Annotated in this window: 29 protein-coding genes and 1 pseudogene; 16 read left to right on the top strand and 14 right to left on the bottom strand. The window is 70.5% G+C overall.

Annotated features, from left to right (window positions below):
- Positions 1-10 precede the first annotated feature (10 nt).
- Positions 11-166: a hypothetical protein gene (locus ACFYML_RS10030; protein ID WP_387420245.1), complete on the top strand. Its 156-nt coding sequence runs from the start codon at positions 11-13 to the stop codon at positions 164-166.
- On the opposite strand, the gene ACFYML_RS10025 is transcribed toward ACFYML_RS10030, so the two are convergent.
- The gene (locus ACFYML_RS10025; protein WP_387420244.1) at positions 153-800 is read right to left on the bottom strand and encodes a class I SAM-dependent methyltransferase; all 648 of its coding nucleotides are present in this window, start codon (positions 798-800) and stop codon (positions 153-155) included. The two genes, ACFYML_RS10030 and ACFYML_RS10025, sit on opposite strands and share 14 nt — an antisense overlap.
- Positions 797-1,432: a TetR/AcrR family transcriptional regulator gene (locus ACFYML_RS10020; RefSeq protein WP_387420243.1), complete on the bottom strand. Its 636-nt coding sequence runs from the start codon at positions 1,430-1,432 to the stop codon at positions 797-799. Before ACFYML_RS10020 ends, ACFYML_RS10025 begins: the two co-directional genes overlap by 4 nt.
- A gap of 237 nt (positions 1,433-1,669) precedes the next feature.
- On the opposite strand from ACFYML_RS10020, the pseudogene ACFYML_RS10015 reads away from it, so the two are divergent.
- The 3 genes and pseudogenes from ACFYML_RS10015 to ACFYML_RS10005 all read left to right on the top strand — a co-directional run.
- Positions 1,670-1,858, top strand: a pseudogene (locus tag ACFYML_RS10015) (RNA polymerase subunit sigma-24); the annotation flags it as partial.
- Positions 1,859-1,980: 122 nt separating this feature from the next.
- Positions 1,981-2,187 (top strand): RNA polymerase sigma factor, encoded by a 207-nt coding sequence (locus ACFYML_RS10010; protein ID WP_387420242.1) that lies wholly within the window; start codon positions 1,981-1,983, stop codon positions 2,185-2,187.
- Entirely contained in the window at positions 2,184-2,645 is a 462-nt protein-coding gene (locus tag ACFYML_RS10005) for a hypothetical protein (protein WP_387420241.1), read from the top strand. Before ACFYML_RS10010 ends, ACFYML_RS10005 begins: the two co-directional genes overlap by 4 nt.
- Positions 2,646-2,676: 31 nt before the next feature.
- Here the strand turns inward: ACFYML_RS10005 and ACFYML_RS10000 are convergent, their stop codons facing one another.
- From ACFYML_RS10000 to ACFYML_RS09990, 3 genes are all read right to left on the bottom strand, one after another.
- A complete protein-coding gene (locus ACFYML_RS10000) occupies positions 2,677-3,537 on the bottom strand; it encodes an aminoglycoside phosphotransferase family protein (protein ID WP_387420240.1) in 861 nt (286 codons plus the stop codon).
- A gap of 99 nt (positions 3,538-3,636) precedes the next feature.
- Positions 3,637-3,987, bottom strand: coding sequence for a DoxX family protein (locus ACFYML_RS09995; protein ID WP_387420239.1), 351 nt, complete (start codon positions 3,985-3,987; stop codon positions 3,637-3,639).
- A gap of 146 nt (positions 3,988-4,133) precedes the next feature.
- Positions 4,134-5,474 carry a phytase gene (locus ACFYML_RS09990; RefSeq protein ID WP_387420238.1) on the bottom strand — a complete coding sequence of 447 codons (1,341 nt, stop codon included), beginning with the start codon at positions 5,472-5,474 and terminating at the stop codon, positions 4,134-4,136.
- Between the two features lie 250 nt (positions 5,475-5,724).
- Here ACFYML_RS09990 and ACFYML_RS09985 point away from each other — a divergent pair, with 250 nt between their 5' ends.
- Positions 5,725-8,730, top strand: coding sequence for a family 16 glycoside hydrolase (locus tag ACFYML_RS09985; protein WP_387420237.1), 3,006 nt, complete (start codon positions 5,725-5,727; stop codon positions 8,728-8,730).
- Between the two features lie 66 nt (positions 8,731-8,796).
- Here ACFYML_RS09985 and ACFYML_RS09980 read toward each other — a convergent pair whose 3' ends face one another.
- The 4 genes from ACFYML_RS09980 to ACFYML_RS09965 form a co-directional block, all read right to left on the bottom strand.
- On the bottom strand, positions 8,797-8,997 hold the full coding sequence (locus ACFYML_RS09980; RefSeq protein WP_387420236.1) for a hypothetical protein: 201 nt from the start codon (positions 8,995-8,997) through the stop codon (positions 8,797-8,799).
- Complete coding sequence (locus ACFYML_RS09975; protein WP_387420235.1) at positions 8,994-9,767, bottom strand: hypothetical protein; 774 nt, start codon at positions 9,765-9,767, stop codon at positions 8,994-8,996. Before ACFYML_RS09975 ends, ACFYML_RS09980 begins: the two co-directional genes overlap by 4 nt.
- 79 nt (positions 9,768-9,846) lie before the next feature.
- The gene (locus ACFYML_RS09970; RefSeq protein WP_387420234.1) at positions 9,847-10,599 is read right to left on the bottom strand and encodes a class I SAM-dependent DNA methyltransferase; all 753 of its coding nucleotides are present in this window, start codon (positions 10,597-10,599) and stop codon (positions 9,847-9,849) included.
- A 66-nt stretch (positions 10,600-10,665) separates the two neighbouring features.
- Positions 10,666-11,652, bottom strand: coding sequence for a serine hydrolase domain-containing protein (locus ACFYML_RS09965; RefSeq protein ID WP_387420233.1), 987 nt, complete (start codon positions 11,650-11,652; stop codon positions 10,666-10,668).
- Positions 11,653-11,768: 116 nt separating this feature from the next.
- Between ACFYML_RS09965 and ACFYML_RS09960 the strand changes: the two genes are divergently transcribed.
- The 6 genes from ACFYML_RS09960 (at position 11,769) to ACFYML_RS09935 (ending at position 16,903) form a co-directional block, all read left to right on the top strand.
- Positions 11,769-12,425, top strand: coding sequence for an MFS transporter (locus tag ACFYML_RS09960; RefSeq protein ID WP_387420232.1), 657 nt, complete (start codon positions 11,769-11,771; stop codon positions 12,423-12,425).
- Positions 12,426-12,560: 135 nt separating this feature from the next.
- Positions 12,561-13,505 (top strand): RNA polymerase sigma factor SigJ, encoded by a 945-nt coding sequence (sigJ, locus tag ACFYML_RS09955; RefSeq protein ID WP_387420231.1) that lies wholly within the window; start codon positions 12,561-12,563, stop codon positions 13,503-13,505.
- Positions 13,506-13,598: 93 nt separating this feature from the next.
- Positions 13,599-14,795 carry an NAD(P)/FAD-dependent oxidoreductase gene (locus ACFYML_RS09950; RefSeq protein WP_387420230.1) on the top strand — a complete coding sequence of 399 codons (1,197 nt, stop codon included), beginning with the start codon at positions 13,599-13,601 and terminating at the stop codon, positions 14,793-14,795.
- 107 nt (positions 14,796-14,902) lie between these two features.
- Complete coding sequence (locus ACFYML_RS09945) at positions 14,903-15,364, top strand: GNAT family N-acetyltransferase (RefSeq protein ID WP_387420229.1); 462 nt, start codon at positions 14,903-14,905, stop codon at positions 15,362-15,364.
- 195 nt (positions 15,365-15,559) lie between these two features.
- Entirely contained in the window at positions 15,560-16,066 is a 507-nt protein-coding gene (gene lepB, locus ACFYML_RS09940) for a signal peptidase I (RefSeq protein WP_387420228.1), read from the top strand.
- A 60-nt stretch (positions 16,067-16,126) separates the two neighbouring features.
- A complete protein-coding gene (locus ACFYML_RS09935; protein ID WP_387420227.1) occupies positions 16,127-16,903 on the top strand; it encodes an alpha/beta fold hydrolase in 777 nt (258 codons plus the stop codon).
- A 47-nt stretch (positions 16,904-16,950) separates the two neighbouring features.
- Here the strand turns inward: ACFYML_RS09935 and ACFYML_RS09930 are convergent, their stop codons facing one another.
- The 5 genes from ACFYML_RS09930 to ACFYML_RS09910 all read right to left on the bottom strand — a co-directional run bounded on the left by ACFYML_RS09930 (position 16,951) and on the right by ACFYML_RS09910 (position 21,925).
- A complete protein-coding gene (locus tag ACFYML_RS09930) occupies positions 16,951-17,889 on the bottom strand; it encodes a PfkB family carbohydrate kinase (RefSeq protein ID WP_387420226.1) in 939 nt (312 codons plus the stop codon).
- Positions 17,886-19,418: a purine-cytosine permease family protein gene (locus tag ACFYML_RS09925; protein WP_387420225.1), complete on the bottom strand. Its 1,533-nt coding sequence runs from the start codon at positions 19,416-19,418 to the stop codon at positions 17,886-17,888. Before ACFYML_RS09925 ends, ACFYML_RS09930 begins: the two co-directional genes overlap by 4 nt.
- Before the next feature lie 30 nt (positions 19,419-19,448).
- Entirely contained in the window at positions 19,449-20,474 is a 1,026-nt protein-coding gene (locus tag ACFYML_RS09920) for an ADP-ribosylglycohydrolase family protein (protein WP_387420224.1), read from the bottom strand.
- Entirely contained in the window at positions 20,471-21,190 is a 720-nt protein-coding gene (locus ACFYML_RS09915; RefSeq protein WP_387420223.1) for a GntR family transcriptional regulator, read from the bottom strand. The genes ACFYML_RS09920 and ACFYML_RS09915 overlap by 4 nt, the downstream gene beginning before the upstream one ends.
- Before the next feature lie 75 nt (positions 21,191-21,265).
- Entirely contained in the window at positions 21,266-21,925 is a 660-nt protein-coding gene (locus ACFYML_RS09910; protein ID WP_387420222.1) for a GntR family transcriptional regulator, read from the bottom strand.
- A 150-nt stretch (positions 21,926-22,075) separates the two neighbouring features.
- Here ACFYML_RS09910 and ACFYML_RS09905 point away from each other — a divergent pair, with 150 nt between their 5' ends.
- Genes ACFYML_RS09905 through ACFYML_RS09885 form a run of 5 tightly spaced genes read left to right on the top strand, consistent with a single transcriptional unit; the run spans position 22,076 to position 26,526 of the window.
- Complete coding sequence (locus ACFYML_RS09905) at positions 22,076-23,071, top strand: Bug family tripartite tricarboxylate transporter substrate binding protein (protein ID WP_387420221.1); 996 nt, start codon at positions 22,076-22,078, stop codon at positions 23,069-23,071.
- Positions 23,068-23,556, top strand: coding sequence for a tripartite tricarboxylate transporter TctB family protein (locus ACFYML_RS09900; RefSeq protein WP_387420220.1), 489 nt, complete (start codon positions 23,068-23,070; stop codon positions 23,554-23,556). The genes ACFYML_RS09905 and ACFYML_RS09900 overlap by 4 nt, the downstream gene beginning before the upstream one ends.
- The gene (locus ACFYML_RS09895; protein ID WP_387420219.1) at positions 23,556-25,103 is read left to right on the top strand and encodes a tripartite tricarboxylate transporter permease; all 1,548 of its coding nucleotides are present in this window, start codon (positions 23,556-23,558) and stop codon (positions 25,101-25,103) included. Before ACFYML_RS09900 ends, ACFYML_RS09895 begins: the two co-directional genes overlap by 1 nt.
- Entirely contained in the window at positions 25,100-26,227 is a 1,128-nt protein-coding gene (locus tag ACFYML_RS09890; protein WP_387420218.1) for an Ldh family oxidoreductase, read from the top strand. Before ACFYML_RS09895 ends, ACFYML_RS09890 begins: the two co-directional genes overlap by 4 nt.
- Positions 26,224-26,526, top strand: coding sequence for a putative quinol monooxygenase (locus ACFYML_RS09885; RefSeq protein WP_387420217.1), 303 nt, complete (start codon positions 26,224-26,226; stop codon positions 26,524-26,526). Before ACFYML_RS09890 ends, ACFYML_RS09885 begins: the two co-directional genes overlap by 4 nt.
- Positions 26,527-26,528: the final 2 nt, after the last annotated feature.

The following is a 26,528-nucleotide window of genomic DNA, read 5'->3' as shown; positions in this document are numbered from 1 at the left end:
GGAGGGGGTCGTGGCGTCGATGCTGCCGTCGTCAACCCGGCTGAACCGTCGCGCGTACCCCCGTGCCGGCCAGCACGAGGCACACGAGGCGGACAGGCGGGCGCTGGAGTTGACCGCCAACCCGGCCGAGCAGTCCTTGTTGCGGCAGCGGATCAGTTGGGCTTGACCGCGTGGACGCGTTCGACGGTGCCGGCCTTCAGCCTTTCTGTCTCGACGATCTCGAAGCCCGCGGCCCGCACGAGGGGTAGCTGGCGGCGGGTGAAGTGCTCGCCGGCCGCGCGAATGGTGACCCGTTCAAGGAGCCACTGGGCGGCGTAGACCGGTGGCCAGGTGCTGCCGATATGGTCGAGCAGGAGCAGCCTGCCGCCAGGTACGAGGACGCGCTTCATCTCGCCGATAGCCTTCACCGGGTGCGGGATGGCGCACAGCGACAGGGCGCAGACGACCGTGTCGAACGACGCGTCGTCGAACGGCAGGCGCTCGGCGTCGCCCTCTTGCAGGTCGACCGAACGGCCGAGGTGGGCGGCGCGCTGCCGGGCGATGCCCAGCATCGCCGGACTCAGTTCGATCCCGGTGAGCGTCGCGTCGGCGGGATAGTGCGGCAGGTTCCGGCCGGTGCCGATGGCGACCTCCAGCACCCGGCCGCGGACGCGGGCGCCCAGCCACTCCCGGCCGCCGCCGAACTGGATCCGCTCGAGGAGAACGATCTGTCTGTCGTAGCTGGGAGCGGCCCTGTCCCAGACTCGCCGCTGCTTCGCGGCCGGGGTCTCACCGGTCTTCCCCTTGGCGGTACTGCTCATGGCGGTGGTCCTTCCACGTTGGCGGGGTGGAGAAGGGCGCGATCCACATCGGCGGAGACGGCAGCGCCGATCACTCCCGTGACCGCCTGGCGGACCCGGGCGGCGGCTCTGGCGGGGTCGGGCTGCCCGGCGTCGAGCCAGGCGATGATCGCCTCGATCGCCACCACCGGGCCGAGCTGGGCGGCCCAGCGCGCCAGCGCCTCGTCGGGTACGGCCGCCGAGATCTGCAGGTACGCGGCGGCGGTGATGCCAGCACAGAACTTCTCGATGCGCTCTTTGAACTCCGGTTCGCGCAGGGCGTGCTGAAACAGCAGCCGGAACCCGGCCGGGGACTCGACCGCTGCCCGAAGGAGGCCGTCGGTGCTGGCGTCGGTGAACCCACCGACGGGCTCTTCGACGTGGGCGTCCAGCCGGGCGCACATCCGGTCGAGAACTGCCTGGTACAGGTCGGTCTTGGAGTCGAAATGCCGGTAGAGGATCACCCTCGTGATCCCGGCCTCGGTGGCGATCTCGTCCAGGCCCGTCGCCGCGAAACCGGACCGGGCGAACGCTTCGGTCGCCGCGGCGAGGATCTGTTCCCGCCGCTGTGCCCGGGGCAGACGGCGTCCCGGCTCCGGTTTCTCGTCGGCCACGATCACCCTTCCCGGCTTGTTGACTTCCAAGTATACAAATGCTCACTGCCTTTCAGGTACCCAACCGGTGGCTTCGGTGGGCGGCCCGGCCTGAGCTTGCGTGCGCCTAACCCCGGATTCAGGTAGGGCCGCCAGAAGTTGCCATCTCCCGCTTCGGCCCGGCACGGTTCGGACGGCCCTGGACGAGAAATGAACCTGTACGGCGCGAGCCGCGACTGAACAGGCGAAGGAGGGCAGATGGCCGATGAGTTGTTGCTGGTTCGCTGCCAGTTGGGCGAACGTGAAGCCTTCGCCGAACTGGTTCGGGCCTGGCATCCGGCGATCGAGCGGTACGTCGGGCGGATGCTGACCGGGCCCGACGACGATGTGGTGCAGGAGGTGTGGCTGGCGGTCTTCAAGGGGCTGCCGCGACTGCGGCAGCCGGATCGGTTCGCCCCCTGGCTCTTCACCATCGCTCGCCGGGCGGTGATGAACCGACTGCGCGATGGCTACGCACACCCGGAGCCCGAGGCGATCGACGACGTGCCGGGAGTCGACGAGGCGGAGCGGTGGTCGATCGGGAACTGCTCGGTGGCGCGTTGGCGGCGCTTCCGGCCAGGGAACGGGAGGTGCTGCTGCTGTTCTATCTCGAGGACCTGCCGCTGGAGATGTGCGCACAGATCTGCGCCGTGCCGGTCGGCACCATCAAGTCGCGGCTCAACCGGGCGAGGAAGTTGTTGCGCCGCGAGTTGGCGCGGAAGGGGTACGAAGCATGACGCCGGAAGAGTTGCTCAAGCGGCTCGACGCACCGTTGTCGCTGCGTAAGAAGGTCGGGTATATGGCACTAGCGCTCGCCGGGCTCGCCGGCAGCAGCCTGATCGGGCTGCTGTGGGCAACCGAGCCCGGGCTGCCACCACGGACGATGGTGGCGTTCGCGGTACTGATGGCGATCGGACTGTGCTGGGCGGCTTTCGGCGGCTGGGCCGTGACCCGCAGGACGCCGATGTTCGCCCAGGATCGCGTCGTCGCCGGCTGGCTCGGACTGGGCGCCTGGCTGCTGTTCACCGTCGGTGCGCTGGTCATCACCACCCTGCGGCACAAGCTCGCGCCGTCGTTGATCGTCGTGGTGCTGGCGTTGGGCGTTCTGACCATTGCCAACCTGCGCACCGCCCGCCGTAGGAGGGCGGCCCTGCTACGCCGCAAGGAAGAGTTGAGCCAGCCTCGGGGTCGTTGAGCGCGCGGAGCCACTCGGCTGGCGGTAGCAGTCACGCCAGTTCGGCGATCACTGCGCGGACCATTCGGCGGCCGTGCTCGGCCATTCGCGGGAAGGTGTGCCGGTAGTAGTCGAGGCCGGTCAGCGACGGTGCGAGGGCCCAACCGCAGGCGCGGCGCCAGGTAGCGTCGTCGTACCCGATCGCCTCCCGGTAGGCTTCCCGGGCCGCGCCGGTGAAGGTCCATAGCGCCGGAGCCACGTCCGGCGCCGGATCGCCGAGACCGAGTGCGCCGAAGTCGATGACCGCGGCCAGTCGGCCGCAGTCGGTGATCAGATTGCCCGGTTGCAGATCACCGTGGATCCATACGGGGTCCCGGTCCCAGTCAGGCGCAGCCAGACAGATGTCCCAGGCCGCCTCGGCCGCAGTCACGTCGAAGCCGTCGTCATGCTCGGCGAGCCGGGGCAGCACTCGGCGGACGTTTTCATCGACGTGGAGCAGGGCGGACCCGCGGGTACCCGGTGGCTTGAGCGGGCCTCCGGCCGGCTCCACGCTATGCAGGGCGCGAACGAAGGCCGCCACATCGCGGGCGAGGAGCACGTCGTCGCAGCCAAGCCTGGGAGGCGTTTCCCCCACGACCCACGGCACCACGGTCCACCGCCATGGATACCCCGCGCCCGGCTCGCCCACGTGCAGCGGAACTGGAATTCGCACCGGCAGGTGGGACGCCAGCAAGGGCAGCCACCGCGCATCCGAATCGGCCTGGTCGACCGCCCCGGCAATCTTGGGCATCCGGGCGACGAGTTCGTCGCCGATCCGAAAGAGTACGTGGTCAGTGCCCTCCAACGCGTCCGGTAGCGGCGCCACGGGAAGGTCGACCCACTGCGGACACTGGGCCGCGACCAGGCGGCGCACCTGATCGACGGTGGCTCGAATCTCGTCATCATGGATGGGCACGGCTGGCACGCTAGTGCGGCCGGACGGTGTGGTGCCAACCGATTAGGCCGCCACGGTTCACCGCTGGTAGGCCAGGTTGACGGCTAGCGTGGCCACCGCGGTGGAGAAGAACACGGCCCATCCCACGAGCTGACGGGAACCCACTCGCAGGTGCGCGATCAGAGCGCCGAGGAAATACAGCACGAGGCCAGCGGCCGCGAGTGTCCCCAGCAGTGGCACGGCGAACCCGACCAGCAGCCCCGAGGAGCCCGCCGCCAGCAACATGCCCAACACCGGTACCCACGACCGGGGCACGCGCTTCATGTCCGCCTGGGCCTTCGGATAGTCGTGGCCGCTCAGGTAGGTGACGGCGGCGATGCCGTTGAAGACCGAGGCGATGACGGTGACCGTGACGTAAGCGGTGAACATGAGCCCTCCTGGTTGCCGGCTTCAAGGACGAGCTGGCAGCGCCGGATGTGACGTGCCGGGCGGTGACCTGAAGCACAAGCGCAAGCACGGGCCGGGCCCGGCCTGCTCCAGTGGTCCTGGAGCGGGCCGGGCCCGATCGGAGGGAGTCAGCGCAACCGCGGGTCGTTCCCGGCCCGGGTGTCCACGGTCAGGGACAACGCGCGGGCGATGTCGCCCCAGGAGACGTAGGAGAAGTTCGTGGCATCGCGGTCGTCGTCCACGTCGGGCCCGGTTTCGGGCTCGTCGTGCGTGACGAACAGGCCCTGCCGGTAGTTGCCGACGGGGCGGTTCGTCACGGCGAGCCCGTCGGAACCGTTGATGTCGTCGGCGCCGCCGACGCCCTTGACTCGGAAGCTCCCCACTGCACCGTTCACGCCCTGGCGCTCGTAGACCGCGAACGTGTCGTCGCCCTGGCTCGACACGAGCACGTACCCGGTGGAGCCGGGCCCGTAGTAGATGTCGACGCCCTCGGCGTCGGCCGTGAGCAGGTTGCCGCCGTAGCCCTTGTCGTTCGGGTCGATCGGCCGGCATTCCTCGGTCTCGCTGTCGTAGGCGTCGTGGATCCCGAAGTCCTTGACGCGGTCGATGAGCTTCGGCTGGTTGCCCGAGCCGAGCGGCAGCTGCAGCCGCCACAGTCCGACGTCCTCCTGCGCGGCGTAGAGCACGCCCGACGCCTGGTCCACCGCGACGCCCTCGAGCTGCGGGGGCACACCTGGCTCCTCGCAGGGAACCCAGGTCGTCCCATCAGGCAGCGGGAAGGCACTCGGCATGGTGAGCCGCTGGATGCCCGTGTAGCCGAGCTTGCCGCCGATCTCGACGATGCGCGCGGTCGCGATGGTGGTCGCCCCCTCCTGGGTGACGACGGCGTACGTCTCGCCGGGCCGCGGCTGCCAGATGGCGAGGCCGTACGCGGTGTGCTCCTCGTCGACGGCCTGACGGTCGGGGTTGAAGAGGAAGCTCTGGTCGGCGGCGGTGACCTCGGTCAGCGGGGAACGCGCCGCCGCGCCGGCCGGGTCGACGACGAAGAAGCGGAGCTGGTCGTTGTAGCGGTCCGAGACGACGGCGACGTCGACCAGACGACCCGCCAGGCGAGTGCCGTAGGCGATGTCCACGTTGTTGTAGCGGCCGGTGGCGGTGTCGACGCGTGGTGCTTCGGTGGCGGGCAGCGACTGGAGCTCGCGCGAGCCCATGTCGTAGACGCGGAGGCCACCCTCCTTGGCGGTCACGATCACCAGCGACTTTCGGGGGTCGGCCGGGTGGACCCAGATGGCCGGGTCGTCACCGGAGGCGTTCCCGCCGGCGTCGTCGTCGTACAGGATCGGGGTTTCGTTGTCCGTGGTGACCACTGCGGGTTGGGCGGTGGCGGCGCGGGCGCCCCCGTGCGGAGGAGCGACCAGCGCGGCGACGACTGCGCCCACCGTCAGTGCGGCGTTCAATGTGTACGTCACGGCAGCAACCCTGCGGGACGGAGATTGACGCCGGTCTGACCGCCGGTTGCCGTAGCGGAAACTCGAGGGTTGCCGTCGCCACCGAGCATCGACTTTCATTCATTCATCTAAAAGTTGAGCTCTTTAGATCTAAAGATTAGAGTATCGCCATCGATCTTTTGTGTTGCGCGCTCGTACTGGCCGGTCCAGGGGAGGAAAGTCGCACGGATCCTTCCCGGCCGGGCCCCGCCGCCACCCACCAGGAGGAACCATGACCGCACCGAACCGCTGGCGCCGGCGCCGCCGAGCCGCGCTCGCGGCCGCTGGTGCCGCTCTGGCGACCCTGCTCGCCGCAGTCCCCGTCACCTCGGCCACGGCCGCACCCGTCACCGCCGATGTCCCGCCGCAGGAGCCGGGCGTCACCCTGCGCTCGTACGACATGGGCACCCCGCTGTCGGCGCTGTGCACCCTCAAGCCCGCACAGACGCCGAACGTCGACAAGCTCATGCCGCAGATCAACTGGACCACCACGGGCGAGTTCGGCCTGTCCGACCGCTTCATCAGCCACGTCATCGCCAACCTCACCGTGCCCACCGACGGCGACTACGCCTTCCGGCTCACCAGCGACGACGGGTCGCGCCTGACGATCGACGACCAGCTTGTCGTCGACCACGACGGCCTGCACGGCGAGACCGCCAAGGAAGGGTCGGTCAGCTTGACCGCCGGCCTGCACCCGTTGTTCGTCGAGTTCTTCGAGAACGGCGGCGGCCAGGTGCTGCGGCTCGAGTGGCGCCCCCCTGGCGCGAGCGGCTTCGAACTCGTGCCGGCCTCCGCACTGAGCACCGAGGCCGGCGTCGTACGCGTCACCGCCCCCGGGTGGAAGTACTGCGAGGGCGCGACCGACTCCGCCGGCGACGGCCTGCCCCTCGACCGGGTGCACCCCGGCTACACCCTCACCGACCTGCGTCCCGAGGGCTTCCAGCCGCAGGTCACCGGCATGGCCTTCATGCCCGGCGGCGACCTGGTGATCTCGACCTGGGGCGGCACCGACAACGTGACCGGCGACGTCTACGTGGTCGAGGGCGTCACCGGAAAAACCGGCCCCGAGCAGGTGACCTACCGCAAGTTCGCGGCCGGACTGCGCGAGCCCCAGGGGGTGGCGGTGGTCGACGGCACCGTCTACGTCAGCCAGAAGCACGAGCTGACAGCCCTTCGTGACACGGACAGCGACGGGTTCGCGGATGACTACCGGACGGTTGCGACCTGGCCGTGGGGCCGCAATTTCCACGAGTTCGCGTTCGGCCTGCTCTACCGGGACGGGTACTTCCATCTCAACCTGTCGGTCGCCATCAACCTGGGCGGCGCCACCACCGTGCCCCAGCCCGCGCCGAACCGCGGCACCTCGATCAAGGTGAACGCCGCGACCGGCGAGATCACGTACGTCGCCGGCGGGCTGCGCACCCCGAACGGGATCGGGTGGGGCCCGAAGGGCGAGGTCTTCGTCACCGACAACCAGGGTGGCTGGCTGCCCGCGTCCAAGCTGGTCAAAATCCAGGACGGCGCCTTCTACAACCACTACACGACGCCCGCCGGGCCGTACGACGACAAGCCGGTGACGCGCCCCATCGTCTGGCTCCCGCAGAACGAGATCGGTAACTCACCGTCCACCCCCGTGCTGCTGAAGCGGGGCCCGTACGCGGGGCAACTGGTCGTCGGCGACGTGACCTACGGCGGCCTGCAGCGGGTGTTCCTCGAGGAGATCGAGGGGCAGTACCAGGGCGCGGTGTTCCGGCACACGCAGGGCCTGGAATCCGGCATCAACGAGGTGACCCTCGGCCCCGACGGAGCGCTCTACGTGGGTGGCCTGGGCGCCGGCGGTAACTGGGGCCAGGAGGGCAAGCTCACCTACGGCCTGCAGAAGCTCACGCCCAACGGCACCTCGACCTTCGAGGTCAAGGAGATGCGCGCCTCGCACGTCGGGTTCGAGCTGGAGTACACCAAGCCACTGTCCGCCGAGACCGCCGCGGATCTCGCCGACGCGTACCAGGTGACGCAGTGGCGCTACGGTGCGACGAGCCAGTACGGCGGGCCCAAGCTCGAGCTGGAGACGCTCAAGGTGACCAAGGCCGAGCTGTCGGCCGACCGCCGCACGGTCAAGCTGCACATCCCCGGTCGGAAGGAGAACCGCGTGGTGCACGTGCGCTCCCCGCGTCCGTTCTCCTCCGCCGACGGCGAGGAGCTGTGGAACACCGAGGCCTGGTACACGCTCAACGAGATCCCGGGCCGCGTGGTGCAGCCGCAGACGTTCTTCGAGGCCGAGGAAGGCCGTACGGTCGCGGTCGGCATGGCCACCGACCACGCCGCCTACTCCGGCGCAGGCTTCGCCGCCGGCTTCGCTCAGAACGGCTCGTCGACCAGCATCTCGGTCGATGTCCGGGCGAGCGGGACGTACGACCTGGCGATGCGCTACAGCAACGGCCCGAACCCCTACTCGGGTGAGAAACAGCTGAGCCTGTACGTCAACGGCAAACGGGTGGAGCAGAGGGTCTTCCCCTCGACGGTGACCTGGGAGGAGTGGGGAACGGTCACCACCACCGTGCCCCTGAACAAGGGCCGCAATGTGGTCGAGTACCGCAAGGAGGCCGCGGACTCCGGGCACGTGAACCTCGACGTGCTCGCCGTCCGGCGGCACGGCGAACGCATCACGCTGTTCGACGGTGGCGACCTCACCGAGTGGCAGCACACCGACGGGCGGGAACCCCAATGGCCGGTCGCCGGCGGCGCCATGACCGTCCGGAACGGAGACCTCCGCACGGTGGAGGCCTTCGGTGACTTCCGCCTGCACGTCGAGTTCAACCTGCCGCTGTACCCGCCGGACGTGACCGGTCAGGCGCGCGCCAACAGCGGCGTGTTCCTGCAGGACCGCTACGAGATCCAGGTGCTGGACTCGTTCGGCATCGACCCGCCGCGGACCAACGATGCCGCGGCCATCTACAACCAGAAGGCCCCCGACGTCAACGCGGCGCTGCCGCCCCAGACCTGGCAGACGTACGACATCGTCTACCGGCAGGCCCGCTACGACGCGGCCGGCAAGAAGGTCGAGAATGCCCGCGTCACCGTGGTGTGGAACGGCGTCACGGTGCACAACGACGTCGAGATCCTCGGTCCGACCGGCAGCAGCCGGCCCGAGGGTCCGGCGGCCGGCGCCATCCGGCTGCAGGACCATGGCAACCCGGTCCAGTACCGGAACGTCTGGATCGAGCCGCTTGACCGGTAGGTCCGCCAGCGGTCAGCACGCGGGCGGCCGGGTTCACCGACCCGGCCGCCCGCGTGGCCCGGCTGGTCAGTGGAAGTCGACGTCGTACAGGCGTGCCTTGTAGAATTCCGCCCCATACGACAGGGAGCGGGTGAACGACCTGGCGCCCGCGGAGTCGAAGAACTGCACGGTCGGGCTGACCCAGTTCCGGTTGTCCCCGTGGTACGTCGCCCCGGTGGCCTGTACCCAGAACCGCTCGCCCGAGCTGTGTTGCGAGTACGACTTCACCGAGTTGTCCGGATAGTTTGGGTCACGGCGTACGTGGTCTTGTCGATGGTCATCACCTTGCTGCCGTCCGTGGCCAGCATCAGGTTGCCGTTGGCGTAGCTGGCGTCCAGGCTGTGCCCCAGATGGGCGCCGATCGAGATCGACCGGGACAGCGACAGCCGTGTGCTGCGGTAGGTGCCGGACACGGTGTAGATCCGGGCGTAGTCCTGGCCGATCGCCCACAGCTTGCCGGAGACGTCGTCCCACCAGACGCCATGGGCGCCGGGGAAGGAGATCGTCTGGACCAGCGCCAGCGTGCTCGGGTCGCTCACCGCGGTGGGACCGTAGAGATAGAGGTATCCGCCGGAGGACGCCACCACGATCGCCCCGATGTTCGGGATGCGCTCGATCGCGTGCGGGTTGTTGCCCGGCGTGGCATACCAGAGGAGGTCGTTGAGCTCCTGCGCCGTCTCGGTGGTCTTGTTCACGATGCCGACCTTGCCGCCGGACGCCGTGACCAGGGCGACCACGCCGAACGCCGACGTGTTGCGGAACTTGACGTCGGAGAGGTTCGACCAGCCGTTCGCGGTGCCCGGGCTGAAGCTCCACTTCAGCGTCGACGTGCTCCAGGCCGAGCTGGACGGATAGATCTGGATCTGGTTGTGATACTGCTCGCAGACGGCCACGTCGTAGGTGGCGTACGCCTGCGCGGGCGCCTCGCCGAGCAGCGCGGCGGCCGGAGCGGCGGCCGCCGCTGCGGCTGCGGCCTTGAAGATCGCTCTTCTACGCAAAACATCCTCCCCATGGTCCTGAATGGACCAGCCAGGTGGATGTTAACCCCCATCGATTGGTGGTGTCGGCGGTCACCCGTCAGCCCACGGCCCCGGCGGCGGGCTTGCGCCAGACCGACACGTGGCTCTCGCTGTCGGAGGTGAAGGGCGCCCCGTCCCAGCCCGCCACCCGCTGCTCCAGCGTCAAGCCGGCCAGCCGTGCCATGAGGTCGCACTCGGCGGGCCAGATGTAGCGGAAGTTGCTGTAGCCGTAGCGCATGGTCCCATCGTCCAGCCGGCGGTAGTGGTGAGACGTTCCCCGCTGCGTGACCATGTCGTAGGTGTCGAAGCCGGCGTGCCGGTCGGTCACCTCGAACGGCACCGCCGACTGCCCCGGGGGGAACCGCCGGATGCCCGGCACCCACAGTTCGACGACGAAGCGACCACCCGGCGCAAGGTGCCGGGCAGCGTTGCGGAAGCACTGCACCTGCTCGTCCTGCGTGCACAGGTTGCCGATGCTGTTCCACGCCACGTACACGAGTGAGAACTGGCCGGGGACCGTCGCCGTGGCCATGTCGCCGATGACGACCGGCACCTGCTCCGCGGGCACCTTGCGCCGCAGCCGGTTGACCATCGGCTCCGACAGTTCGATCCCGGTCACGGAGATGCCGCGGGCGGCGAGCGGGATGGCCACCCGACCCGTGCCGATCGCGAACTCCAGCGCGGGGCCGGAACCCGCCAGTCGGGCGAGGAAGTCCACGGCGGGGTCGAGCACCTCAGGTGCAAACATCTCGGCCGAGAGATCGTCGTACCGCTCCGCGGTGTCCTCGTCCCACAGGTCGCTGCTCGTCACGGGCCGAGCCTGCTCGCCTCCCTGCGCACACGCCACCTATTTACGCGCAAGGGCGGCGTGCGCCCGTCACCCGAGCGCCGGCAGGATGACCCGCTCCAGCAGCGCCACCGGAGTCCGCCACTGGTCAGGGTCGTCGTAGTTGCCGGCGGTGATGGCCACGGCGAGATCCAGGTCGGGCAGGACGATCAGGCGTTGGCCGCCGTTGCCCATCCCGGCCACCAGCCGGTGGCCCGCCATGGTCTCGACGTACCACTGGTAGCCGTACTGGCCGCCCCAGTCGGTCGGCAGGCGGGGCTGCAGCATCGTGTGGATCCACCCGGCGGGGACGATCTGATGACCGGCCCATGCTCCCTCGGCGAGCACCAGTTCGCCGATTCTGGCCAGGTCGCGCGGCGCGAGCCGCAGCCCGGACGCGGCCGAGGCCACCCCGTCCGCGCCGGTCATCCACTCGAAGCTGTGGATGCCGAGTGGCGCGAACAGCGCCTCTCGCCCGTACTGCGGCAGCGGCTGTCCGGTCCCGGCGGTGATCAGCCGGCCAAGCAGCGCCGCGGCGCCGCCGCAGTAGGACCAGCGGGCGCCGGGTGGCTCGAGGATCGGCCGCTCCAGCACGTACCGGTACCGGTCCGGCGCCAGTTCCATCGCGATTTCGGCGTTGGCCGGGTTGTCGTACGGGAGGTCTTCGCGCCATTCCAGGCCGAGGGACATGGTCAGCGCGTGCTCGACGGTGAGCCGGGCCCGTTCGGGGTCGGCCGCCAGATCGGTGTACTCCGGGAACTGGCGCAGCAGCGGCTCTGCGGGGTGGGGGACGCTGCCCTGGCCGAGCGCGATGCCGTACAGCAGCGCGGTCACGCTCTTGGTGACCGACCGGACGTCGTGCAGGGTCCCGGGTCCGAACTCGACGACACCCAGCGATGTGCCCCAGCTGAAGTCCTCGCCTGCGCCGTAGTACGCCAGCAGGGTCTCGCCACCACGGACCGCCACGACCGCGTGGAGGCCCTCAACCTTCCCGGCCCGGCGCGTTTCGTGCAGGCGCTCGCGCAACCCGATCGTCATGGACCCTCCTCGGCGGGGTGACACTGTCCATACGGGATACCACGGCGCTCATCATCGCTCGGTCAACCGCCAGTACCGTTACCCGCCGCAGAGGCCGCGCCCGTATATTCACCGGGGTGAACCTGCCCTTCCCCGACACCACCCACCAGATTCCCCCATACGGCACGCGCCCCAGCGTCCGTCCGGCCTGGCTGCTGATCGGGCCGACACTCGCCGCGTCGCTGGGTGCCTTCCTGCTCGCCGTCACCGTCGGGCCGGAAAAGGCCGCGATCCAACGGGAGATGCATCTGCCGGCCTCGGTGATCCCCTGGGTCTTCGTCGCCTACCTGCTGGCGGCGCTACTGGCGACTCCGGTCGGCGCTCTGCTCGGCCGGCGGTGGCCGACCGCGGTCGCGCTGCCCGCGATCGTGCTGCTGGTTCCCGGATCGCTGCTGACCGCGCTGGCCCCGGGGAGCGGAACGCTGCTGCTCGGCCGCGCGGTGACCGGGGTCGGGGCCGGTCTGGCCTGGGGCGTCACGGCCGTCCTGATCACGCAGATGGGGGCACGGCGCGGGTTGATGGTGCCACTCGTCGCCGGTGCGGTGGTGCTGGCCCTGGGTCTCGGACCCGTGGCCGGGGCGTTTCTGGGGCGGTCGCTCGGTTGGCGGTGGCCTTTCCTGGCGGCCGTGCCGTTCGAGGTGGTGGCGTTGCTGGTCACCGCGGTGAGCGGGATCATCGTGCTGATGCGGCGCGCGTCCCAGCCGGCTCAGCCGCCGGCCGCACCGTTGGCCTGACGAAACGGGCGGCGCAGGGCAGCCGAGCCACACCCGGCGAGCCCTGCTGCCTCCGCGAGGTCGGACCGCGTGTCGAACGGCGAAGGCCCCGTCGCGGCGGCGGACGATTCGCGCCGCGCGACCTAGGATCGGGCCATGCCCTTGACCCCGGACGACGTCGACCGGTTCGAGGCCGCCAGGCCGCGCATGGAGGCCATCGCCTACCGCCTCCTCGGCTCCGCCATGGAGGCCGAGGACGCTGTGCAGGAGACATTCCTACGCTGGCAGGCCGCCGACGTCGACCGCATCGAGGTCCCCGAGGCCTGGCTGACGAAGGTCCTCACCAACCTGTGCCTCAACCAGATCACCTCCGCCCGGGCGCGCCGCGAGACCTATGTGGGTCAATGGCTTCCCGAGCCGCTGCTCGCCGGGGACCCGATGCTCGGCCCGGCCGACACCGCCGAGCAGCGCGAATCGGTCTCGTACGCGGTCCTCACCCTCATGGAGCGCCTCGCTCCCAACGAGCGGGCGGTGTACGTGCTCCGGGAGGCCTTCGACTACCCGCACCGGGAGATCGCCGAGATCCTCGACATCACCGAGACCGCCAGCCAGCAGATCTTCCACCGCGCCAAGAAGCACGTCGCGGACGGCAAGGCCCGCACCGAGATCGACGGGGCCGCCGCTCGGCGGATCGTCGAGGAGTTCCTGACGGCCGCCACCAGCGGCCAGACCGAGCCGCTCGTGCGCCTGCTCACCGAGGACGCCATCTCGATCGGCGACGGCGGCGGGAAGGTCCCGGCCCGCGCCAAGGCGTTCGAGGGCGCCGCCGCAGTCGCGAAGTTCCTGCGCGGGCTGTTCAAACCCGGCGAGGCCAAGCGCGCCATCGTCGGCGGCGCGCCCGAGGTCTACGCCTGGACCGCCAACGGCGACCCCGCCGTCGTGGCCGTCCTGGACGGCCGGGTCGTCGGCGTCATGTGCCTGGAGGTCACCGCCGACGGCATCGCCGCGTTCCGCAACCAGGTCAACCCCGACAAGCTGGAACGCGCGACCGCGCACTGGGCGGCCACCGAACACGGGGAACCCCTGTTCAACGCCTTCTGACCGCCAAGTGAGGTGCTTCACATCGCCTTGCTGTCAGGAAACGGCGGGCCGCCCGGTTCAAGGGGCAAGCCCGCGCAAGACAGGAGCAGGGAAATGCCGCACCGCATCATCGTCCTCGGAGCCGGCTACACCGGAGCCATCGCCGCCGGCCGCCTCGCCAAGCGGCTCCGCCGCGAGGACGTCGCCATCACCCTCGTCAACGCCGAGCCGGACTTCGTCGAACGCGTCCGCATGCACCAGCTGGCGGCCGGCCAGGACCTCAAGCCCCGGCCATTCAGCGAGATGTTCGCAGGCACCGGCGTCGAACTGAGGCTCGCCAAGGTCACCAGCGTCGACGTCGACCGCAGGACCGTCGCCGTCACTGACCCGAACGGTGCCGGAGAACTCGCCTACGACACGCTCGTCTACGCCCTCGGCAGCGGCTGGAACACCCAAGGCGTCCCCGGGACCGCCGAGCACGCCTATGAGATCGCCAGCCGCCCCGGAGCACTCCGGCTGCGCGCGCGCCTGGCCCGCCTCGACGCCGGGCAGACCGTGGTCGTCGTCGGCGGCGGCCTCACCGGCCTGGAGGCCGCGACCGAGATCGCCGAGGCCCGCCCGGACCTCGACGTCGCCCTCGCCGCCGACGGCGGCCTCGGCGACTGGCTCTCGCCCAAGGGCCGCGAGCACCTCCGGAAGGTCTTCGGCAAGCTCGGGATCACCGGGTACGAGCACGCCGCCGTCACCGGCGTCGACGCCGACCGCGTCGACATCGCCGACGGCAGGGCCATCCCGGCCACGGTCACCGTGTGGACCACCGGCTTCGCGGTCCACCCGATCGCGAAGGCGACCGCCCTGAAGGTCACCGGTACCGGCCAGATCGTGGTCGACGGGACCATGCGTTCGGTTTCGCACCCGGACGTGTACGCCGTCGGGGACGCGGCCTGTGCGATGGGACCGGGCAACAAGCCGTTGCGGATGTCGTGCGCTTCGGGTACCCCAGCCGCATGGCAGGCCGCCGACGCGATCGCCGCGCGCCTGACCGGCGGGAAGCTCCCCAACGTGCCGATCCGCTACTTCAACCAGTGCATCTCACTGGGCCGCAACGATGGCTTGATCCAGTACGTCACCGCCGACGACCGCGCTGTCCAGGCGGTCCTGACCGGACGGCTCGCCGCCGTCTACAAGGAGCTGGTCTGCAAGGGTGCCGCCTGGGGCGTCGCCAACCCGATGCTCGGGCTGCCGACCCGGCGCCGCCGGATCACCGCGGAGCGGGCCGCGGCGGGCCCGGCCGCCAGTGTGCTGGCGTAGCGCACGAAGCGAAGCGGACGCCCTCGTCGCGGGGGCGCCCGCTTCGCTGTCGGTGGTCGTCACTCGCGCGAAACGCAATTGCAACAGGGTCTCGACAACATGCCACCATGCACCTGACCATCGAGCGTGCCGACTTCGCTGACCCGCACCTGGGTGCGTTTCTTCGGGCGCATCTTGACGACCTCGCGCCCACAGCCCCGGTGGAGAGCCGGCACGCACTGGACCTCCGTGGGCTGCAGGCACCAGACGTCCGCCTCTGGGTGGCGTCCGTTGGCGACGAGATTGTCGGGACTGGCGCTCTCGCGGCACTGGAGCCGGGTCATGAGGAACTCAAGAGCATGCGGACGGATCCGACGCGACGAGGCCAGGGAATCGCGACTCGGCTCCTCGAGCATCTGCTGCGGGATGCCCGTGGGCGCCACATTCGCCGGATCTCCCTCGAGACCGGCAGCATGGATTTCTTCGCCCCGGCGAGAGCGCTGTATGCCAAGGCAGGGTTCGTCCTCTGCCCCCCATTCGGTTCTTACTCGGAGGATCCCAACAGCGTCTTCATGACGAAGGCCCTGTAGGGCGGACCGTACCGAACCAGGTACCGCTGCTTGGACATCCGCCGATCGGTCTGAGGTCAACGGGTCCGTGCGGTCTGTCTGCCGTCGCCCGCAGGCCGGCATGGGCAGAAACTGACACCGCGCCCAGTAGGGGAGGAAGCTCCGTGAACGGCCGACCGAACATCGTGACCCGAAGCGAGCTGGCATGATCCGGGCATGCGGAAGACCGTCGTCCTGGTCGGACTCGTGGTTTCGCTGGCCGCCTGCGGGTCGCCCGGCGAGGGTGCCCGGGGCGAGCGCTATCGGATGGGCTCCCGCGCGATGGAGCCGACGATCACCGCGGGTTCGATGGTCATGGCCGAGGTGGTGAAGCCGGGCGACTACCAGCCGCGTACGGGCGACGTCGTGGTGTTCGATCCACCGGAATCCTGGGATCACCGCGAAGGGGAGCCGCCATGGATCTTTCGAGTGGTGGCGGTGCCGGGCGACACCATCGCCTGCTGCGACGCTGAGGGCCGGATCGTCCGTAACGGCGACGGGCAGGACGAGCCCTACGTCCAGGATGCGGCCTTTCCGGGTGCCGTTGTTCAGACGGAGTTCCAGCCCATCACCGTGCCGGCGGGCGAGGTCTACCTTCTCGGCGACTACCGCGAGGCGGCCAACGACTCCTCGCAGAATGGACCGGTGCCGGTGGAAAACGTGATCGGCGTCGTCAAGTTCTGAGTCAACATCATTCACGAGCGGGACGGGCGGGCACATGCGGGGAAGGGCGGTGAGACTGCCATGAGCTCTGCCCGATCACCGTCAGAGCGCCTGTACTTCACTGAGTACGGATCGGGGTCGCCGCTCCTGCTCGTGCACGGCTTGATGGTCACCGGCCAGATGTTCGAGCCGGTGATAGAGCATTTCGCCGCCCGTCATCGCGTGATCGTTCCCGACCTGCGCGGCCACGGACGGAGTCGGGGACTTCCGCCGCCGTACGCGGCCACGCAGCTGGCAGCCGACCTGTCGCAGGTGCTCGACCAGCTGGGCATCGAGTCCACCGCCGTGCTCGGCTACTCGCAGGGCGGTGCGATCGCTCAGCAGTTGGTCCTCGACTTTCCCGACCGGTGCGACCGCCTCGTCCTCGCCTGCACCTTCGCGTTCAACATGGCGACCTTGCGGGAACAGGTCGAGGGTCGTCTGCTGCCGCTGGTGCTCCAGCTCCTTGGCATGCGGCTGTCGGCGAGGTTGATCGTTTCACCGGCGGCGCCGCAGCTCGGCAGGGAACGTGCCGACTGGCTCGCGGGGCTCATCGCGGACCAGGACCGCAGGTTGATGGTGTCCGCCTGGAAGGAGACGATGGCGTTCGACAGCAGGCGGCGGCTGGGGGAGATCGCTTGTCCGACGCTCGTGATCGCCGCCTCGGATGATCAAGCGGTGCCGATCCACCACGCGAGGATGCTCCACGCGGGCATCGCCGGTGCGGAGCTGGTGGTCATCGGCGCTGCTGGCCACGCACTCATCTGGACGCACACCGAAGAGTTCGAGCGGGTGACCGACAGCTTCCTCGGGGCCTGACCGGCCGGGGTGCCGGGCACCGGTCGCGGCGGTAGCCGGCACGGCGGTCACCGGCTTGAGCGCCCCGCCAGCAACTCGTCGACCTCCACTGCGGTGGGGGCGGTCGCGGGCCCGTGCCGCGTGACGGCCAGCGCCGCGGCGGCGTTGGCACGACGTACGGCCTGGACCGGGTCGAGACCGCTCACGAGGGCGGCGACGAAGGCGCCCACGTGGGCGTCCCCGGCGCCGTTGGTGTCCACCACGGTCACCGGGAAGGCCGGCACGCGCACGGACCGGTCGTCGGTGGCGAGGACGGCACCCTGCGGCCCGGTACGGACCACCACGCCGGCACGCCCGGTGCGCGCCGCCAGCGACGCGGCGGCCGCCTCCGGGTCGGCGTGCTCGGTGAGGATCCGCGCCTCCCGTTCGTTGCAACTCCACCAGTCGGCACGTTCCGAGATGGATGTCAGGACGGACCCGGGTATCTCGGCGACCAGCGGACCGGGGTCGACGACGACGGTGACCTCCGGGGCGACCGTCGGCAGCCAGGCCGCCAGCGCCGGACCGTTGGACGGGTAGGCCAGGCTGTAACCGGAGACGTACACCACGTCGCCGGGGCTCAGGTCGATCGGGGCCAGGTCCGCCGGCCCGAGCCGCGCCTCCGCGCCGACGCTGGTGGCGAACGTGCGCTCGCCTGCCGGGTCGATCAGCGCGACGCTGAACCCGGTGTCGAGCTCCGGTAGCGCCGGCTGCACGAGCTCGACACCGGCCTGGGCCAACTGCTCGCGGGCCAGGTCGCCGAACGGCCCGGTGCCGTGCATCCCGGCGTACGCCACGGGCAGTCCCTGGCGGGCGGCGCTCGCCATGACGTTGAGCCCGCCCCCGGCGGTGATCCGGCTGCCGGAGGCGAGCACGTCCCCGCCGACCTCCGGCAGCCGCGGCAGGTACATCACCACGTCGATGACGACGTTGCCGGTGTGCACCAGCCGGGCCGGCCGCGCGGTCACCGCCGGGCCTCCGCGACGGTCCGGTCGCCGGCCGGCGCGTTCCCCTCCGGCGGGGTGGATCCGGTCCGCCCCGCCTCGCCGCCGCGCCGGCCGCCTGGCACGGCGAGCAGCAGGTACAGGGCACCGGCGACGACGAAGGCCGCGACCCAGCCGAGGCCGTTCGTGCCCAGCCAGGAGTCCGCGAGCGGGCCGCTGAACCAGACGTCGTCCGCCGAGGTCGAGGCCGTGGTGAAGAGCAGACCGAAGACGGTGCCGGCCAGCCACGGCAGCAGGGCCGCCCAGCGGACCCCGCCCCGGTACCAGTAGGCGCTGGTGCGGGTGGTGTCCATCAGCCCGCGCGGGTCGTACTCCCGCCGGCGGAGCATGTCGGCCAGGAACACCGCGACCCACGCGGTGATCGGCACGGCGAGCAGCGAGATGAAGGTGATGAACGGTCCGTAGAAGTTGCCGGCGATCAGCATGAAGTAGATCCCACCGGCCAGCGTGAGCACGATGTCCAGGCCCACGGCCACCACCCGGCGGGTCCGGATGCCGAGGGTGATCATGGTCAGGCCGGCGGAGTAGACCGAGAGGTTGTTGGAGAGCAGCAGACCGCCGAACGCGGCGAGCAGGTACGGCACCGCCATCCAGGACGGGAGCAGCACCTGGATCGCCGAGACGGGGTCGCTGGCGGAGGCCAGGTGGCCGTCGCCGGCCGAGAGCAGGCCACCCAACCCGATGAGCAGGAACAGCGGGATTCCGGCGCCGGCCGAGGCAGCCGCGACGATCCGCCCGCCCGAAACGTTCCGGTGCTGGTAGCGGGCCATGTCGGCACCGGCGTTCGCCCAGCCGATGCCGGTGCCGGCGGCGATCACGCCGATCCCGGCGATGACGACGCTCAGCGGGGCGGCCGGGGCGTCAAGCACGGCCTGCCAGTTCACCCGCGTGATCAGGAACGCGGCGACCACGACGTTCAGCGCGCCGAAGACGTACGTCGCCCACTGCTGGATCCAGACCAGCGTGGCGTGCCCGAGGCCCGAGACGACCAGGGTGAGCGCCACGAAGGCGAGCAGGCAGATCACCGTCAGCACGGGGTTCGCCGTGAGCCCGAACGCGATGTTCAGCAACGCCAGCAGCGCGTACGCGGCGGTGGTCGTGTTGACCGTCTCCCAGCCGACCCGGGACAGCCATGAGATCACCGTCGGCCCGTGGTTGCCGCGGGGCCCGAAGACCGCGCGGGACAGTGTCATGCTGGGCGCGCCGCCCCACTTACCGGCCACGCTGATCAGGCCGACGAGGGCGAAGGAGCCGAAGGATCCGATCGCGGCCACCAGCAGCGCCTGCCAGATGTTCATGCCGCGCAGCGCGACCAGGGTGGCACCGAGCGGCAGCCCCAGGATGGAGATGTTGGCCGCGAACCAGACCCAGAAGAGCTGGCCCGGCCGGCCCGTGCGCTCGGTCGGGGGGACCGGTTCGATGCCTCTGGTCTCGATGGCGCCGACCCGGTTGGTGTCGGCCGGAATCGTGCCGGCCGGTTCCGTCGTGGACATCGTCATCCTGCCTTTCCCTGCGCACCGGCGTCAGCTGAGCTGACGGAGGGCGAGCAGGCGGGTCGCCATGTCTGCCAAGGGGAGGTGGTTGGTTTTCTCGATCGTTTCCAGCGCGGTGTCCGGGAAGGACGCGACACCGTGGCCGGCGCCGGCGATGGCGCCGACCACGGCGGCGATCGTGTCGGTGTCGCCGCCGAGACCCGCGGCCAGCAGGCAGGCCTGCCACGGGTCGTCGGGGTGCACGGCGAGCACCGCGAAGGCCGCCGGGACGGACTCCTGGGTCGCCACACTCGTCCCGACCAGGCGGTAGATCAGGTCGGCCGCCGCCTCCGGCGTCCGTCCCGCGACCAGGTCGGCGGCCCAGGCGATCCGGGCCGAGATGTCCGCCGCCGCCACCCAGTGGCCCCGCCCCGCGGCGAGCTGCGCGGCCCGTACGGCGGTCGCGGTCGCGGTCGCGGTGTCCGCGCCGTCCAGGCCGGCGCTGACCGCGGCGGCGACGGCGGCGGCGCCGGCCAGGGCGACGCCGGTGTTGTGGGTGACCCAGCTCGCCTCGACGACCCGGTCGACGAGCCGGTCCAGGTCGGTTGCGGGTACGGCGACGCCTACCGGGGCGATCCGCATCGCCGCCCCGTTGGTCGTCCCGAACCGGCCGGCCTCCTCGAGCGGGCGGCCGGCGGCCACGGCGGCAACCGCGGCCCGGGTCGACGGGCCGAGCAGGTCCAGCGAGCCGCGTCGGCGCATGTCGTCCTCCCACGCGAGCAGCTCCCGGGCGAGACGATGCCCGTCGATGCGGCCCCGGCCGTCGAGAAGAAGCCGCCCGAGCAGCAGTGCCTGCTCGGTGTCGTCTGTCACCGTCCCGGCGGGCATGCCGGGCGCGATCGGCTGGTCCGCCGGCCCCGGCTCGAAACCGGTCAACCGGCCGTAGCGGGCGACGATCTGCTCTCGCGGCATGGACTGGGTCGGCATGCCGAGCGCGTCACCGACGGCGAGCCCGGTCAGGGCGGCGACGGCCCGCGATTCGCGCGTCGCGGACCGAGCCGGCGTCGACGTACTCATTCCGACGCCTCCCCGAAGCGCAGGTGCAGCCGGAACCGTGCCGGGTCCAGCAGGCTCTCCACGTGCTCGACGAATTCACCGCGCGCGTCCCGGCTCAGCCGCCGGGTGCGCAGGAAGAGCTTGCCGGCGGCGCAGTCGAGCAGTTGGGCGTCGGGCGGTGCGACCTCGGCCAGTTCCACCCACTCCTCGCCCTGCGTCGGAACGAGGCCGGCCGCGCGCAGCGCCGTGTACAGGGACCCGGTGAGGCCGCGTTCGGGCAGCTCGCGCAATGGGCCGACGGTCGGGATCCGGCTCCGCTCGATCGAGATGGCGGAGCCTCCGTCGAGCGACCGGAGCCGGTCGACGGCGACGCATTCGGCGGACGGCAGATCGAACCGCTCCGCCAGTTCGGGCTCGTGGACCAGCTCGAGACGCAGGACGCGTACGGTTGTCGGGACGCCCTGCTCCGCCAGGGCGCGGGACCAGCCCAGCCGGTCGTCGATCGTCCGGCCGTCGAAGGTCACGAACGATCCCTTGCCGGAGCGGGTCTCGATCAGCCCGCGCCGGCTGAGTTCGGTGAGGGCTTGACGGACGGTGTTCCGGCTCACATCGAACCGGGTCGCGAGCGCGTGCTCGCCGGGCAGTTGGGTGCCGCGGGCGAGCCGGCCACCTCGGATCTCCCGGGCGAGCTGCTCGACGACCCGTTCGTGCTTGAGCTTGAGCACCTGTCCAAACATGTTCAGAAGGCTAGCTCTGACCTGGGCCTTCGGCAACAACCCGCACTCAGGCGCGGAGGGTGCCCAGCGCGGTGGTCAGCCGTCGAGGCGGGTGCCGATGGCCTGCAGTGCTTGGTCCCGGGCGGCGATGACGTGTGCGTAGGCGGTCTGGCCCGCGTGCTCGGGGTCGTCGCCGGTGACCGCCTCGAGGATCGCGCGGTGTTCGGTCAGTGCCGCCTCGCGGCGCTGTTGGGTGCTGTTGGTCAGGTGGCGGTAGCGGACCATGTGGTCGGAGACCTGATCGTGGAGCCGGCTGGCCCAACTGTTGTTCGCGATTCTGGCGATGGCGTCGTGCAGGCTCTTGCCGGTGGTCATCGCCTCGTCGGCGAAGTTGACCAGGGCGGCGTTCCGTTCGACGATGCCGGTCAGCTGCCGGACGTCGTCGTCGGTGACCTTCCGGCACGCCTCGCGCGCCATCAGCGCTTCGAGCGCGGCCCGCACGTCGTAGAGTTCGGCGATCTCGCGGGGGTCCAGGGCCGGCACGACGACTCCGCCGGTGGGCTGCTGGGTGAGGAGGTTCTCCGCGATCAGGCGACGGATCGCCTCTCGTAGCGGGGTGCGGCTCACCTCCAGTGACTCCGCAAGGGCTGGCTCGTACAACCGTTGCCCTGGCTCGAACTCAAGGTGCAGGATGCGCCGTTTGAGCTCTACGTAGGCGAAATATCCCCCGGAGGCGCGGGGCTCTGAGCGAGTCAAGGCGTAACCTCTCTGCAACGAACACTTGTATACAAGTATGCAAGGCGGTAGCGTCCCCGATCACTCCGCCGCTGCGGCGGACCGTCCGGCGCGACCGGACGGCCGTGAACAGGAAGGTCGGGATTCATGGTGGCGTTATCGATGAGGTGCGTGGGCTGGACCGCCAAGGTGGCCGCCGGGCTGGCAGCCGCATTGGCGGTAGGCGCGTGCGGGGCCGGCTCGGAGGGCTCGGATCGAGGATCCGCGGAGTCCGACATCCTGCGGCAATGGGTGACGATCGACGCGCCGTCGGGGCCCGGAAGCGGGTACGACCAGACGGCGCGGGCGCTCGAGAAGTCACTCAAGGACGCCGGTCTGGCCCGCCGCGTCGAGGTCAGGAACACCCAGGGCGCAGGGGGCACCGTCGCGCTGTCGCAGTTCGTCCAGAAGTCCGGCACCAGCGACCTGATGATCGGCGGGCTCTCGCTGGTCGGCGCAACGATCACGAACTCTTCTCCGAACAAACTCGGCGATCTGACGCCCGTCGCGCGGCTGATCGGCGAGTACGAGGTTATCGTGGTGCCGGCCGGGTCCCCGTACCAGACCCTCGCCGAGTTCCTCGCCGCGCTCAAGGCCCAGCCTGGCCACAACCCGATCGCGATCGGCAACCAGGGCGGCATCGACCACATCTGGGGCGGCACCCTCGTCAAGGCCGCCGGTGTCACACCGACCAGCGTCAACTTCGTGACGTTCTCCGGCGGTGGCGAAGCCCTCGTCGCGCTGCTCGGCAAGAAGGTCGCGGCCGGCATCGCCGGCTACGGCGAGTTCGCCGACCAGATCGCGGCCGGCAAGCTGCGGGTCCTGGCGGTCTCGTCCGACGCCCCGATCGCGGTCGCTCCCGCGGCGCCGACCGTCGCCAGCGCCGGCTACCCCGATGCGGTCCTCGTCAACTGGCGTGGCGTGTTCGCACCTCCGGGCGTCAGCGACCCCGATCGGAAGGCACTGTCCGGCGTCTTCCGGACGCTCACCGACAGCGCTGGCTGGGCCGACCTGCTGAAGACCAAGGGATGGTCGAACGAGTTCCTCGACAGCGACGCCTTCAGGACCGAACTCGCGGCGCAGCAGACCCAGACCGAGCAGATGCTGAAGGAACTGGGCCTCGCATGATCGGCTCCGTCAAGGACAAGGGGGAGCTCGGCTTCGCCGGGTGCCTCCTGGCCCTGGGACTCTTCGTCCTGGTCGACACCGCGACCATCGCCGTTCCGCGGGCGGCCAGCAACGTCGGTCCCCGCTTCGTTCCGTACGCCGTGGGTGCCCTGCTGACGGCGTCGGCGGCCTTCGTCGTCATCGACCTCCTGCGCGGCAACGCCGGGACGCCGGAGGAGAGCGAGTTCGTCGACCCGTCCCTGCCGATGAACCGGCGTCGGGTTGCCCTGCTGATCGCTTCGGTCGTGGTGTTCGCCGTGCTGCTGGAGCCGGCCGGGTACGTGATCGCGTCCAGCGTCACCTTCTTCGGCGTCGCCACGACGCTGGGCGCACGCCGCTACGGACGGGTCGCCGTCGGCGCGGTCCTGCTCTCGGCGGTCATCCACGTCGTGTTCACCGGACCGCTCGGCATCTACCTTCCGGGCCTGCTTGAGGGGGTGCGCTGATGGACGGGATCGACGGTCTGATCACCGGCTTCGCCGTCGCCCTCACCCTGCAGAACCTGCTGTACGCGCTCGTCGGCACGGTGGCCGGCACGCTCGTCGGTGTCCTGCCGGGCATCGGTCCGGCGTTGACCATCGCGCTGCTGCTGCCGCTGACCTACTCCCTGCCCGCGGAGGCGGCCTTCATTCTCTTCGCCGGCATCTACTACGGGGCGATGTACGGCGGTTCCACCACGTCGATCCTGCTCAACACGCCAGGCGAGTCAGGATCGATGATCACGGCCATCGAGGGCAGCAAGATGGCCCGCGCCGGCCGGGCGGCGGCGGCGTTGGCCACCGCGGCGATCGGGTCGTTCGTCGCCGGGACGATCGCGACCGTCGCGCTGGCGTTCGCGGCGCCGTACGTGGTCGACGTCGCCCTCGCCCTCGGGCCCGCCGACTACCTCGCGCTGACGGTGGTGGCGTTCATGACCGTCGCGGCGCTGCTCGGCAGCTCGGCGGCCCGCGGTTTCACCAGCGTCGCCATCGGCCTGGCCGTCGGACTGATCGGGCTCGACGCGCAGAGCGGCGCGGCGCGTTTCACCTTCGGCGTTCCTCGCCTGCTCGACGGCATCGACACCGTCACCATCATCGTCGCGCTCTTCGCGATGGGGGAGGTCATCTACCTGGCCGCCAAGCTGCGCCCCAGCCAGCCGAAGATCCTGGAACTGCGCGGACGCGCGGTGCTGACCCGCGAGGACTGGCGGCGGTCGTGGCCGGCCTGGCTGCGGGGCACCGCCATCGGCTGGCCGCTCGGCGCGGTCCCGGTCGGCGGATCGGAGATCCCCACCTTCCTCTCCTACGCCGTCGAGAAGAAGCTCAGCAGACACCGTGCGGAGTTCGGCAAGGGCGGCATCGAAGGCGTCGCCGGACCGGAGGCCACCAACAACGCCAACGCCGCAGGCGCCCTGATGCCGCTGCTGACGCTCGGCCTGCCGACGTCGGCCACGGCCGCGGTCATCCTGGTCGCCTTCCAGCAGTACGGGCTGCAGCCCGGCCCGCTGCTGCTGGAGAAGGAGCCCGATCTCGTGTGGGGGCTCATCGCGGCGCTGCTCATGGGTAACGCCATGCTCCTGCTGTTGAACCTGCCGCTGGTCGGGCTGTGGGCCAAGGTGCTGCGGATTCCGACGCCCTACCTCTACGCGGGCATCGTCACCTTCGCGCTGCTCGGCGCGTACAGCATCAACGGCGCGGTCTTCGACGTGTACGTGCTGCTGGTGTTCGGCGTACTCGGCTACTTCCTCCGGCAGTACGGCTTCCCCATCGCGCCGCTGATCATCGGCGTCATCCTCGGGCCGGTCGCCGAAACGCAACTCCGCCGCGCGCTGGCCATCTCCGACGGCGATCCGCTGGCGCTCGTGTCGTCGCCGTTCTCGATCGCCGCGTACACCGTGGTGGTCCTGGTCGCACTGGTGCCCCGTCTCATGAACCGCTGGCAGCGGCGCACGGCCCAGCAGTTCGGTGCCCTGGCTGCGGACGAGGAGTCGGTCACCGCGGGGGAGCGGCGATGACCAGCGTGGCGGGAGACAACCCGACGTCGCACGGCGCGGCGGCCGCCAACCGGGCGAGCCACCGGTGCCCGGCCGAGCAGCTACGCCGGTTCGGCGCTGAGGTGCTGGTCAGCAGCGGAGTGCCCGCAGCTGACGCGCGCCTGCTGGCGGACACCCTGGTCACCGCCGAGCTGTGGGGCCACTCGTCGCACGGCATGCTGCGGCTGCCCTGGTACGTGGCGCGAATCCGCAACGGCGCCATGCGCGCCGTCACGAGCCCGACGGTCGTCACCGACACCGGGCCCCTGCTGGTCCTCGACGGCCACGACGGCATCGGACAGGTGCTCACCGACCACGCCGTACGCCTGGGCGTCGACCGCGCCCGCCGGCACGGGATCAGCGGCGTGGCCGTCCGCAACTCCAACCATTTCGGCACCGCCGCCTACTTCACCCGGCGTGCGGCCGAGGAGGGCTGCGCGGCGCTGCTGTTCACCAACGCCAGCCCGGCGATGGCACCGTGGGGCGGCCGGCACAAGACCATCGGCACCAACCCGTGGTCGATCGCCGCCCCGGCCGGCCGGCACGGCGTCGCGGTCATGGACCTGGCCAACACCGCCGTGGCGAGAGGCAAGATCTACCTTGCCGCGGAACGTGGCACCCCGATCCCCGACGGTTGGGCGGCCGACACCGACGGGGTGGCGACGGCGGACCCGCATCGCGCGATCGACGGCCTCATCCTGCCGATGGCCGGCGCGAAGGGGTACGTCATCGCGTTCATGATCGACGTGCTGGCGGGCGTACTCACCGGCAGCACCTTCGGCAGCCAGGTGGCCGGACCGTACGACCCCGACCGGCGCAGCGGGTGCGGTCACCTGCTGCTCACCATCGACATCGCCGCCCTCGGCGATCCGGCCGAGTTCGAGCGCCGCATGGAGCAGCTCATCGACGAGACCAAGGGCGTGGCGAAAGCTTCCGGCGTCGAGGAGATCTTCTTCCCCGGCGAACTGGAGGACCGCGCCGAGGCCCGCCGGCTGGCGACCGGCATCCCCGTCGCCGACAACACCTGGGCCAGCCTCGTCCGTCTCGCCGAGGAGACCGGCGTGACGCTTCCTCTCCGTACCGAACCGAAAGTGAGCCCTTCATGATCACCCTGACCGTCGACCTCAGGGTCCGTCCCGGACATCTGGCACCGTTCCTCGCCGCCATCGAGGAGAACGCCCGGCGATCCTTCACCGACGAGCCCGGCTGCCGCTACTTCGACGTGTCCCAGGACCTGACGGACGACCACCACTTCACCTTCTTCGAGGTGTACGCCGACGAGGCGGCGGTCGAGGCGCACCGCGCCGCGCCCCACTTCGCCGACTGGCGTGCCGCGGCGGACCAGCACGTCGTGCCGGGCAGCCAGGTCAACCTGCTCGCCACCCGCCTCTTCCACCACGCGTAGGG

The sequence above is a fragment of the Micromonospora sp. NPDC007230 genome (assembly GCF_042869115.1).
In the GTDB taxonomy this organism is placed as follows: domain Bacteria; phylum Actinomycetota; class Actinomycetes; order Mycobacteriales; family Micromonosporaceae; genus Micromonospora.
The sequence above is the reverse complement of the archived record's forward strand: the minus strand, read 5'-3'. Positions and strand labels throughout refer to the sequence as shown.